Below are 11,697 nucleotides of genomic sequence, written 5' to 3'. Positions count from 1 at the left end.
GCGATAAGATTATTGCGAAGACGAAAAACCCTTAATCGTCTCTTCAAAATAGTCGTTCCACTTCTTTTGTTCCGATCGGATTTTGCTATGGTTGGTTTCTAGGTCATATCTTGCCTGCTCTGCCCGCATCTTCGCAAAAACTACCTTAAAAATTCCATCAATTTCGGTTTTATAATTGCTTTTATAAAATGGTGTTTGTTCGAAAATTTGCTTCAGTTTTACTGCGTAAATGTAAACGATATCGGCATGGCCTTGCTCATGTTTTAATAGCAAAGTATCATTCTTTAATCTTCTAGCAGATTCAAAATAAGACTGTGCAGTATCTGCCTTCGAAGTAACAACAAACCTGATATTCATCTGCTCTTGATTACTTTTAATGAAATTATATTTGTAGGATAAAATCGTCCAAGTAAAAGCTTGATACTTACCCTCAGCTGGCCTATCGTTTTTAAAAAATTTCCAATCTAAAATTGGTCGCTCCTGTGCAATTGATAAGCAGGATACAAAACCTAGAAGAAGCGTTAAAATAAGCCTTCTCATCCTTACATATATTTTTTGTACAAATTGTACAAAATCAACTTATCGGTTTCCGTCAGCTTTCTAGAAATATCTGTTTGCACAAAGTGGATTTTAAAAGCTTCAATCGCATAATCCAAATTTTTGGCAACATTGTAACCCATAATTCTTAAGGCTACGGTTGTATCAAAATCTTTAGGTGGCATTTGCAAAACATCATCGTACCAATAACCGAAACCTTTTTTAGCCAAAACCTTCCAAGGAAAGTTTTTAGGATCATTTTTTCTGCCCGGTGCATAATCTGAGTGGCCGATAAAATTGGCCGTTGGTATGTTGTATTTCTTTTTTAATGTAGCTAGCAACTTGCATAAACTCACAATTTGCGCTTCTGTCCACTTATCGGTTGTACCATTATTATCCATTTCTATACCAATAGAAGCAGAGTTCATATCAGTTTCATTGCCCCACTTGCCTGCTCCTGCATGCTGTGCCCGCAAATAATCGTTAACCATTTGCACAACTTTACCATCTCTGCTAACCACATAGTGCGAGCTTACACCAGTTCTGGCAATCGTAAATGTTTTTATGGTTTGCGCTAGAGAGTCTTGAGCAGTATGGTGTATCATTACAAAATTCGGCTTACGAATGCCCATATTAACCGTACCAACAAAATATTGCTCGTTGTTTAAAGAATCTACTTGTTGCCCTTCTGGCGGAAAAGCTTTAATGGTATTGGCAAATCCCTCGGCCATTTTCTTATATACTTTATCTGTGGTGGCATATTTGCTGGTTTTACATCCTACAAAAACAAAACAGAGCGCAAATAGGTATATACTTTTAGTAAACAAATTTTTCATAAATAGCTGGTGATTTTGGAGTTAGATAGACGCACAGCATAATTACTATGCATGCTTATATTTTTTGCTAATTTAGTGGATTGATACAAATTGAAAAACATTTTTTTAACTAATGAAAAAATTAAATACAACTAAGGGGCTTTTGCTAGCTTTCTCCCTTGTGGGATGTTTGTTTGCCTGCTCAAACCCAAGTAATACCGACGATAAAAAAGCAAGTACTAAAACTCCAGACAGCTTGCAAGATTACGTAGACCAGCGCTTAGCTATTTACGAAAAAGTAAAACTTACCACCAATTTAAACGAACTAACAGCTAGCGAACGCAAAGTTTTGCCTTTATTAATTGAAGCTGCCAAAATAATGGATGAGCTTTTCTGGAAGCAAGTTTATCCGCAACGCGATAGCCTTTTAAGCACTATAAAAGACGAAAAAACTAAACAATTTGTTTTAATTAATTACGGTCCTTGGGATAGGTTGAACGGAGACAAACCTTTTGTTACTGGTATTGGCGCTAAAACTGAGGGCGGTACGTTTTACCCTGCCGGGATGACAAAAGAGGCATTAGAGAAATCTGATGTTAAAGACAAATTCGGACTGTACTCGGTAATTAGAACCGAAAAAGACAAACTAATCTCTGTTCCGTATCATGTTATTTTTGCTACAGAATTACAAAAAGCAAGCAGCCTTTTAAAACAAGCTGCATTGTTAACAGACGATGAGAGTTTTAAAAAATACCTTAACCTAAGAGCTGATGCTTTAGTTACCGACGATTACACGGCAAGTGACTACGCTTGGTTAGATATGAAAACTAATGGATTGGATATTATAATCGGCCCAATTGAAAATTACGAGGATAAACTTTTTAACGCTCGTGCATCGTTCGAATCTTATGTTTTAGTTAAAGATAAAGTTTGGAGCAAGCGCTTGGCAAAATATGTTGCTATGTTGCCAGAGTTACAAAAAGGCTTACCTGTTGCTGCAAAATACAAAAAAGAAGTACCGGGAACAGATTCTGAATTAAATGCGTATGATGTGGTTTATTACGCTGGCGATTGTAATGCAGGATCTAAAACGATTGCCGTTAACCTACCTAACGACGAAGTTATCCAGCAGAAGAAAGGCACTCGACGCTCGCAGTTGAAAAATGCCATGAAAGCTAAATTTGATAAGATTTTAGTTCCAATTTCAAAAGAATTGATTGACAAAGACCAGCAACAATACATTAAGTTCGATGCGTTTTTCTCTAACGTAATGTTTCATGAGGTTGCTCACGGTTTAGGCATTAAAAACACCGTTACCGGAAAAGGAACAGTTCGCTCTGCGCTAAAAGAGCAATACTCTTGGTTAGAGGAAGGCAAGGCCGATATTTTAGGTTTGTACATGGTTACCGGCTTACTTAAAAAGGGAGAACTAACCGGCGACATCAAAGATTATTACACCACATTTATGGCCGGAATTTTACGTTCGGTTCGTTTTGGCGCATCTAGTGCACATGGTAAAGCTAACATGCAGTGCTTTAATTATTTTGCAGATCAAGGTGCTTTTGAGCGTTCGGCAAACGGAACTTACAAAGTAAACTTTGAGAAATTTGCTACTGCAATGAACGGTTTAAGCGATGTTATTTTAACCTTACAAGGTAATGGCGATAAAGCTGCAGTGGAAAAAGTACAAAAAGAAAAGGGAATTATCTCTGCCACCTTACAATCTGATTTAGACAGATTGGGTAAAAAGGGAATTCCGGTTGATATTGTTTTTGAACAAGGCGTTGATGTACTTGGAATGAAATAAATTTTCGCATTGCGAAATCAATAAAAGCCTGCTTAGAAACAACCTAAGCAGGCTTTTTAGTTTACACGTAACAAACATTTAAACAAAAAGTAAAATTTCTTGTAACCTTTAGGCAATTCTTCTCGTCTATAAAAGACAAACTAAACAAAAGGCCATTTTCGGCCCAAAACTAAAATGAAATTTATGGCTGTTGAAAAACTAGCGCTTATGCGCTGTGGAATTTTTATGCCCTATTTTTTAAACCAAACAAACAACAGATGAGAACTATTTACTTTTTATTAATCGCAATTCTATTAACGAATGTCGCTTTTGCAGCAAAACAAGGAACTGTAGCCGGAATGGTTTTAGATGAGCAAAACAAACCGGTAGACTATGCTACAGTAGGTCTTTTTAGAACTTCGGATTCTACATTGGTTAAAACCGCCATGACAGAGCCAAATGGAAAGTTTCAATTTACCAACGTTAGTTACGGCACTTATTTTATCAAAGCAAATATGATGGGGTATTTTGCTCACAAAGGCAGTATGTTTACCTTAAACGAAAGCAACCCAACTTTAACCTTAGCCTACATTAAATTAAAAATTGAAGGAAAAACTTTAAATACCGTAAATATTACCGCTACAAAACCGCTTATCGAACGTAAAACCGATAAATTGGTAATGAACGTGGAAAACAGCAGTATTGCAGTGGGTTCTACCGCTTTAGAGCTTTTGCAAAAGGCTCCAGGTGTAACGGTAGATCAAAACGATAATATTTCTATGCAAGGCAAAACAGGTGTTTTGGTTATGTTAGATGGTAAACAAACCTATATGAGCAATGCCGACGTAGCTAACTTATTAAGAAACATGCAGGCTTCTGAGTTAGAAACAATAGAGTTGATTACAAATCCTTCATCTAAATATCCAGCGGCGGGTAATTCTGGCATCATCAATATTAAAACGAAGAAAAATAAAAACGGTGGTACAAATGGCAGTGTTACACTAACCGCAGCGCAGGGAAAGAATTTTAGAGGTAATGCCGGCCTAAATCTTAACCACAGAACCGATAAACTTAACGTGTTCGGAAATTACACTTACGGTAATTTTAGAAATACAAACATTTTAGAAATAGATCGTATCTCCAACGGTAATCCAGATACCTATTTTATGCAAGTGGGCGAGTCTCGCAGAAAACGTCAAAACAATAATTTCAAAGCAGGTTTAGATTATTTTATTGATAAAAAAAACACCATCGGTTTTTTAGTTAATGGCTACTTAAATAACGGAATTGAAAACACCGAAAACAACACGTTAATTGGTAATTCATTTACTCAAATAGATTCTACACTAAATTCTAATTCTTATCAAACCAATAAATACAATAATTTATCTTACAACGTAAACTACAAATCTATTCTTGACAGTGCCGGTTCTGAATTGTCTGCAGATTTAGATTATTCTAGATTTAGCGGAACCGATATTGCTAGGTACGAGAATGACTATCGCTTTGCGAACGGAAATAGAATTAGACCGCTTAATATTATAAGAAATACCACTCCTACCGAGATAGATATAAAAGCTTTTAAAGTTGATTATAATGTAGCTTTAAGTAAAACCATAAAGTTAGAAGCCGGAATAAAAAGTAGTTGGGTTAAAACCGATAATAACTTAAGAGCAGAAGAAATTGTAAACAACGTTTGGCAAAACGATGTTCGCCGCAGCAACCAGTTTGTTTACGATGAGAATGTAAATGCAGCTTATACTAATGTTAATAAACAGTTTAAAAGTACGAGTGTACAATTAGGTTTAAGGGTAGAGCAAACAAACTCTACCGGCAATTTAATCACAACTAATAACATTGTTGAAAGAAGTTATTGGGATTTTTTTCCAACGCTTTTTGTACAACAAACCTTATCTAAAAATAACCAAGTCGGATTTTCTTACAGCCGTAGAATAGACAGACCGAGTTACGACGCTTTAAATCCTTTTGTTTACTATTTAGATGAATATACCTACAACCAAGGAAATCCTTTCTTAAACCCGCAGTACACACATAATTTTGAGGTTTCTTACACCTTTATGCAGAAATACCTATTATCTGTAAATTATAGTAGAGTTAACGATGTAATTACCGAAGTTTTATTACCAAACGAGCAACAAAAAGCATTATACCAAACCAATGCAAATTTGGCCAAAAACATTACCTACGGCGCAAATTTAAACATCCCTTTAAAACCGACTAAATGGTGGGATATGAATAACAATTTAAACGTTTTTCACCTAAGTTTTGAAGCGCCAGATTTAGCTGGACAAAACCTGAAAACTGGGAAAACCTCATTTCAATATAAAATGCAAAACACCTTTGTAATTGTAAGTGGATTTACCGCCGAACTGAGCGGCAGCTACGAATCGCCAATTGATTATGGTACGTTAAGCATTGGAAGCAGATATTATGTTGATATGGGACTGAGCAAATCGCTGTTTAACAAAAAAGCAAGTTTAAAAATTGCCATGAGCGATGTTTTTAACACAAACGAATCAAACATTACAAGTGCGTATCCAGGTTTAAAATACGATTTATACCAAAAGAACGATACACAACTAGGCAGAATTAGCTTCTCTTATCGCTTTGGCAAGAATGAAATTAAACCGGCTCGCAGACGCTCTACAGGTACAGAAAGTGAACAAGGCAGAATGAAGAATTAATCTAATTTATCAGCATTTTTTCCTACCCAATATTTAGAAGTAAGCCTAAACTTAAAAAAGCCTGTTCGAATTTTGAACGGGCTTTTACCTTAAAATGAATCATCTAATTGTTTAGATAACGACTAACCACATCCTCTAACTCTTGAATATCAAAAGGCTTCGGCAAATAAGTATCTGCACCCGCAGTTTCTGCTAAAGCTTTAACATCGTTATTAGCAGAAAAATAGATAACTGGAATATGTTTTAAAGATGGATCTGCTTTAATGGACTGCGTAGCATCTATACCGCCAACATCTGGCAACCAATTATCCATAAAAATTAAATCTGGCATATATGCCGATACCTGATCGACTATATTATTAGATGTAGCCGAGGTTTTAATTTCATAGCCAGCATCTTCCAAAATCAGTGTACATAGATCTAAAATATCCGTATTGTCGTCGAAAATAAAAATCTTCTTATTCATATTGCTTAATAACTCGTTAAGGCATTAATATAACCTGCCATTTCTTCAATCTTTAAAACCTTGTCTATGTTGGCTTTTAAAATTGCTTGTGCCGGCATGTATGACACTTGTGCACTCTCGGGATCTTGAACCCATGCTTTACCACCCATTTTTTTTACCATAATTAACCCGTTAACACCATCGGCATTAGAACCAGAAAGCAATAAGCAGACCAATCTATCTTTATAAATATCCGCCGCCGATTGAAAGGTGACATCAATTGATGGCCTTGAATAATTAACTTTTTCAGAATAATCTAACGAAAATGTGTAATCTTTTTCAATTAGCAAATGATAATCTGAAGGTACTACGTAAATACATCCATCCAAAATGGTTTCCTTTTCTTCTAATTCCTTTACCCGTAACGTAGTTTTAGTCGCTAACAAGTCAGACAGAATAGAATCTGTACCCTGTTTACGGTGCACTACAATTACAATCGGAAACTGAATGTTTATATCAATATCTGGAAGAACCCTAATAAGTACATCTAAGCTTCCGGCAGAGCCACCGATGATTAATGCTGTCTTATTTTCCATTAGCTTGTTTTCCTCCAAATTTTTTCGCTCTCCAAACGCTTATAATTTTTACTTATAGGCGAGAAATCGGTGGTTTCTTTAGTTCCTAGCGCCAAATAACCTAAACTCTCTAAACTATTATCAAACAACTGCAACACTTTAAACTGCAAATCTCTATCAAAATAAATTAATACATTACGGCATAAAATGAGCTGGAATTCGTTGAAAGAGTGATCTGAAACAAGGTTATGTGTAGAGAAAATCATTTTTTTCCGTAGCTCCGGATCAAATTTAGCCATTGCATAGTTGGCGCTATAGTAAGAAGAAAAGTCTTTTGGACCGCCAGAGGCGATATAATTTTCTGAATACTGTTTCATTTGACTTAAAGGGAACATTCCTTCTGCCGCTTTTTCTAACACAACAGGGTTGATATCTGTTGCATAAATAAGCGATTTGTGCAATAAACCTAGTTCTTTTAATACAATAGCCATAGAAAAAGCTTCTTCGCCAGTAGAGCAACCCGCCAACCAAATTCTAATAAACGGATAAGTACCTAGGTTTGGCAGTACTTTATACCGTAGAGCTTTATAAAAGCTTGGGTCTCTGAACATTTCTGTAACATTTACCGTAATTTGTTCTACAAACCGCTTAAAATATATTGGATCGTTAATTACTTTATAACGATACTCGGCAAAGCTAACGTGCTTATCTAAGGCATAAATTCTAACCAATCTTCGTTTAAGTGATGCCCTGGAGTATCCCGTGAAGTCGTAACCGTATTGATCTAATACATCATTGATCAAAATCTCAACTTCATCGTCTGTTATGGAAAGTAAATGCGGCACTAGATATGATTCTTTAACAGTAACATGAGTTCATCTACATTAACAGGTTTTGAAACATAACCATTGGCTCCTGCGTTTAAGCAACGTTCCCTGTCTCCCACCATTGCCTGGGCAGTTACAGCAATAACAGGCACTTCTTTTAACTCTTCGTTTTCTTTCATCTTTGCAATTGCTTGGTAGCCATCCATATCAGGCATCATCATATCCATTAGTACAACTCCTATCTCTTGATCTGTGTTTAAGATATCCAATCCTTGTTGCGCACTAACTGCCGAAAGACAATTGTAGCCCTTAGCTTTTAACACAGCTGTTAAGGCAAAAATGTTTCTGCTATCGTCGTCTATTATTAAAATTTTTTTTGTGCTTATGCTCATAAATTTATAAACAGCTTATTTTTATTTGTACAACCAAACCCGTAACAACGAAACCAGCTGATCAACATCTACCGGTTTAGAGATATAATCTGAGGCGCCCGCAGCAATGCATTTTTCCCTATCGCCCATCATGGCTTTTGCAGTAACCGCTAGTATGGGCAAGTTTTTGTAGGCTTGCTGTTCTCTTATTGCACGTGTAGTTTGGTAGCCATCTAATTCTGGCATCATCATATCCATTAATACCACATCGACATCTTTATTCTCGTTTAATACGCGTAGCGCTTCTTTTCCGTCTATTGCTGGCAAAACCTTCATTTGATGTTGCTCTAATGCTTTAGTAAGCGAAAATATATTTCGCACATCGTCATCTGCAATTAACACGGTTTTGTCTTTTAGCACATCGCTCAATCCGCCCAAATTTTCTCTGCCGATAAACTTAGTATCTTTTCTTTTCTCTTCTACCAAATGTAAAAATATACCCGCTTCGTCTAAAATGCGCTGATAAGAATGAGCAGTTTTTACAACAATAGAGTCGGCGTATTGTTTAATCCTTACCTCTTCTCCTTTTGACAGATTTTTACCTGTAAAGATGATGATTGGCAATTTTTCAAGTCCCTCACTTTTTTTAATGGTTTCTAAAGTTTCATAGGCATTCTTATCGGGAACACCCATATCCAAAATTACAATATCAACCTCTTTTTTCTTAAGTGCGTTTATACTTTCATTTACATTTTTAACCACTAGGGTTTGAATGTTTGAGGTGCTTAAGAAATAACTTAGAGCTTTAGCATGTTGCTCGTTTTCTTCAACAATTAAAACCTTTTTAGGATAACGACTTAGCGCATCTTCTAGTTTTTCGAAGATTACTTTCATTTGCTCTAGCGCCACTGGTTTATCTATAAAATCTACCGCACCTTTTAGCAAACTTTCTCTTTTAACCGATAACGATGACATGATATGAACTGGAATAGCTCTCGTTATTGGGTTGGATTTTAACTCTTCCATTACTTGCCAACCATCCATAATTGGCAATTGAATATCAAGCAAAATGGCTAAGGGATTATATTTTTTGGCCATTTCAATCCCAACATCTCCACGTACGGCAACCAAACCTTTGTATGCTCTTTGACGGGTAAAACCCAACAAAGTTTTAGCGAAAGCCGTATCATCTTCAATAATTAGAATAACCTTATCGTTAGGGTTTATGTTTGCCCTATCATCATCAATATCTCCAGGGATACGATCTACCGTAAAGCGCTCTGCTGGAGCTGGAATTAGATTACTTGAATCGGCGGAGGATGTATCTTGGAAAGTTTTCAACTCCTCGATGTAACCATTATTATCTGCAAAATCCATCGGGATAACCAGACTAAATTCACTGCCTACATTTTCTACACTTTGCAATTCAATATCGCCACCTAGTAACCTTGCAAGTTCTCTACTAATAGACAAGCCCAAACCGGTACCGCCAAATTTACGTTTTGTAGAACCATCTGCCTGTTGAAAAGCTTCGAAAACCATGGCTAATTTGTCTTTGGCAATGCCGATTCCGGTATCTTTAACCTTAAAAGTTATGGTTTTATAGTTTAGATCTGCAACGATTGAAAGCACCACTTTACCCTGCGAAGTAAACTTAAATGCGTTAGAAAGCAGGTTTTTCAGGATCTGCTCCAATCGCATTTTATCGCTTGTTAATTGTTTTGGAACTTCATCTTCAACTAAAACCTCTAACTGTAAATTTTTGTCTTTTGCTATCGGATTAAATAAAGAACGGATATCAGTTATCACTTCATCCACGGTAAAATCGTGAATTTCTAAATCCATTTTACCAGCTTCAATTTTAGAAAGATCAAGTATCTCGTCAATTAAACTAAGCAGCCCTTGACCTGAGCTTTGAATAACCGAGGCGTACTCTGTGTACTCTTTGTCTAGTTCTTCATTATCGGCCATTAATTTTGATAATAGAAGGATAGAGTTTAATGGTGTTCGCAACTCGTGAGACATATTTGCCAAAAACTCAGACTTATATTTTGTACTTAGCTCAAGCTGCTCTGCTTTCTGTTGTATATCTGCATTTCTCTCCTGGATAAGTTGGTTTTTCTCCTCTAATAAGCTGGTTCTCTCCTCCAACTCCTGATTACTTTGCAACAACTCTTCTTGCTGTACGCGTAGCTCTTCTTCAGATGCCTGAATTTTTTGCGTTTGTGCCTCCAACTCGGCATTTAAACCTTCCAATTCACTGTGTTGAGCCTGTAGCTCTTCTGCCTGCGCTTGCGTTTCTTCTAAAAATTCTTGCAGTCGTTTACGGTTCTGCGCAACATAGATTGCAACACCTACGTTTCCAGCCACAGAATTTAAATAATCTAATTTTCTGGCTGTATAGCCGTTTAACGTAGCTAATTCTACTACGCCAATTATATAACCATCTCTGCGAATTGGAAATGCGACCACATTTTTTGGAATGGTATAACCTGTGGCATAACTTACGGTAATTTCGCCTTCAGGAATTTTATCCAGCACCATCATCTTATTCGATTGTAGGCATTGGCCTATTAAACCTTCGCCGGGTTTAATAATTGTATTTTTTTCATTTGCACCTAATGCATAACCACCGGTTAAATGCAAGTAGCGATCCTCTCCTAAAACGTACATTGCACCTACACTGCTCTTTGTATGCAAAACAAGCTGTTCCAACATATCATTGGCTAGTTTATCAACCTCTTTCTCGCCAACCATCTTATCATTTAGCTCGGCAATACCGGTTTGCATCCATTCCTTATCTTCCAAGAGGTTGAAAGAATATTGTAAAGACTCTGCCATAGCGTTAAGAGATCCCGCTAAACTTCCTAAACTATCTTTTGCCTCTGCATCCAATCTAGTTTTGTAATTGCCGTTCGATATTTCATGAGCGATGCCTTGTATTACTTCTATCCTTCTTTCGGTCTCTTCGTTAATTAGCTGGAGTTTATCCTGCAACTTAACTCGTTCGTTATAGTCTGAAGAAACCTTTCTGTAAAAGAAAATTGTAATAATTAAAGATAGTGCCGCAGCTAAAATTATAAGCAGCGGTGTGTACCTAGAGAAGGAATTTAATTCGGATGTTCGTAAATCCAGCAAACGTCTTTCCTCGGCTTGCATATCCTTTACGATTTGTCTCGCATTGTCCATATACGCTTTACCGTCTAATAGACTTGTTTCTAGAACTACTCCGCCCCATTTTTTAGATTCTATAGTTTGATCTATTATTGTTAGGCGATTGCTTAAAACTTCTTTTAGCTCAGTTAATTTGCGTTGTTGGTACGCATTGTCTTTGGTTTCTCTTTTTATCTGTTCAAAGAGTGCATTAACCTTATCTTTTGCACCAACATATGGTTCTAAAAAAATCCTATTACCTGTTAAAAGAAAGCCACGTTGGCCCGTTTCGGCATCTTTAAGTGTAGAAATGGTATTGTCTAATCCGCGGATAACTTCGTTACTATGAGAGACTAGATCTGAACTGTTGATTAAGTTTCTTATGCTGATATACGACGCAGAAGAACTTAAAATGAGTATGATTAGAGATAAACCCAAGCCTAAGCGAAGGTTAGATTTTAGGGATAATTTCATTTATTAACG

The 11,697-nt window shown here is 36.5% G+C and carries 9 protein-coding genes; 2 read left to right on the top strand and 7 right to left on the bottom strand.

Translation table 11 applies throughout. The features are described from left to right. Positions 1-9 precede the first annotated feature (9 nt). Both DUT69_RS02135 and DUT69_RS02130 read right to left on the bottom strand, forming a co-directional pair. Complete coding sequence (locus DUT69_RS02135; protein WP_113651486.1) at positions 10-540, bottom strand: DUF922 domain-containing protein; 531 nt, start codon at positions 538-540, stop codon at positions 10-12. A 2-nt stretch (positions 541-542) separates the two neighbouring features. Next, positions 543-1,373, bottom strand: coding sequence for an N-acetylmuramoyl-L-alanine amidase (locus DUT69_RS02130; protein WP_113651485.1), 831 nt, complete (start codon positions 1,371-1,373; stop codon positions 543-545). Between the two features lie 112 nt (positions 1,374-1,485). On the opposite strand from DUT69_RS02130, the gene DUT69_RS02125 reads away from it, so the two are divergent. Continuing rightward, positions 1,486-3,159, top strand: coding sequence for a dipeptidyl-peptidase 3 family protein (locus DUT69_RS02125; protein WP_113651484.1), 1,674 nt, complete (start codon positions 1,486-1,488; stop codon positions 3,157-3,159). A gap of 257 nt (positions 3,160-3,416) precedes the next feature. Next, positions 3,417-5,843 (top strand): outer membrane beta-barrel family protein, encoded by a 2,427-nt coding sequence (locus DUT69_RS02120; RefSeq protein WP_113651483.1) that lies wholly within the window; start codon positions 3,417-3,419, stop codon positions 5,841-5,843. Positions 5,844-5,946: 103 nt separating this feature from the next. On the opposite strand, the gene DUT69_RS02115 is transcribed toward DUT69_RS02120, so the two are convergent. Genes DUT69_RS02115 through DUT69_RS02095 form a run of 5 tightly spaced genes read right to left on the bottom strand, consistent with a single transcriptional unit; the run spans position 5,947 to position 11,688 of the window. After that, positions 5,947-6,309 carry a response regulator gene (locus tag DUT69_RS02115; RefSeq protein WP_113651482.1) on the bottom strand — a complete coding sequence of 121 codons (363 nt, stop codon included), beginning with the start codon at positions 6,307-6,309 and terminating at the stop codon, positions 5,947-5,949. A 5-nt stretch (positions 6,310-6,314) separates the two neighbouring features. Next, entirely contained in the window at positions 6,315-6,884 is a 570-nt protein-coding gene (locus tag DUT69_RS02110) for a chemotaxis protein CheB (RefSeq protein ID WP_113651481.1), read from the bottom strand. Beyond that, positions 6,884-7,708 (bottom strand): CheR family methyltransferase, encoded by an 825-nt coding sequence (locus DUT69_RS02105; protein ID WP_113651480.1) that lies wholly within the window; start codon positions 7,706-7,708, stop codon positions 6,884-6,886. The genes DUT69_RS02110 and DUT69_RS02105 overlap by 1 nt, the downstream gene beginning before the upstream one ends. Then, on the bottom strand, positions 7,708-8,082 hold the full coding sequence (locus DUT69_RS02100; protein WP_205314199.1) for a response regulator: 375 nt from the start codon (positions 8,080-8,082) through the stop codon (positions 7,708-7,710). The genes DUT69_RS02105 and DUT69_RS02100 overlap by 1 nt, the downstream gene beginning before the upstream one ends. A 21-nt stretch (positions 8,083-8,103) precedes the next feature. Then, positions 8,104-11,688 carry a response regulator gene (locus tag DUT69_RS02095; protein ID WP_113651479.1) on the bottom strand — a complete coding sequence of 1,195 codons (3,585 nt, stop codon included), beginning with the start codon at positions 11,686-11,688 and terminating at the stop codon, positions 8,104-8,106. Positions 11,689-11,697 lie beyond the last annotated feature (9 nt).

This window comes from Pedobacter namyangjuensis, assembly GCF_003313325.1.
In the GTDB taxonomy this organism is placed as follows: domain Bacteria; phylum Bacteroidota; class Bacteroidia; order Sphingobacteriales; family Sphingobacteriaceae; genus Pedobacter; species Pedobacter namyangjuensis.
The sequence above is the reverse complement of the archived record's forward strand: the minus strand, read 5'-3'. Positions and strand labels throughout refer to the sequence as shown.

Bases quoted from the DNA above. Each gene is read 5' to 3' on its own strand.
- DUT69_RS02100 (WP_205314199.1), bottom strand. From the start codon at position 8,082: ATGAGCATAAGCACAAAAAAAATTTTAATAATAGACGACGATAGCAGA.
- DUT69_RS02095 (WP_113651479.1), bottom strand. From the start codon at position 11,688: ATGAAATTATCCCTAAAATCTAACCTTCGCTTAGGCTTGGGTTTATCT.
- DUT69_RS02120 (WP_113651483.1), top strand. From the start codon at position 3,417: ATGAGAACTATTTACTTTTTATTAATCGCAATTCTATTAACGAATGTC.
- DUT69_RS02125 (WP_113651484.1), top strand. From the start codon at position 1,486: ATGAAAAAATTAAATACAACTAAGGGGCTTTTGCTAGCTTTCTCCCTT.
- DUT69_RS02135 (WP_113651486.1), bottom strand. From the start codon at position 540: ATGAGAAGGCTTATTTTAACGCTTCTTCTAGGTTTTGTATCCTGCTTA.
- DUT69_RS02130 (WP_113651485.1), bottom strand. From the start codon at position 1,373: ATGAAAAATTTGTTTACTAAAAGTATATACCTATTTGCGCTCTGTTTT.
- DUT69_RS02110 (WP_113651481.1), bottom strand. From the start codon at position 6,884: ATGGAAAATAAGACAGCATTAATCATCGGTGGCTCTGCCGGAAGCTTA.
- DUT69_RS02115 (WP_113651482.1), bottom strand. From the start codon at position 6,309: ATGAATAAGAAGATTTTTATTTTCGACGACAATACGGATATTTTAGAT.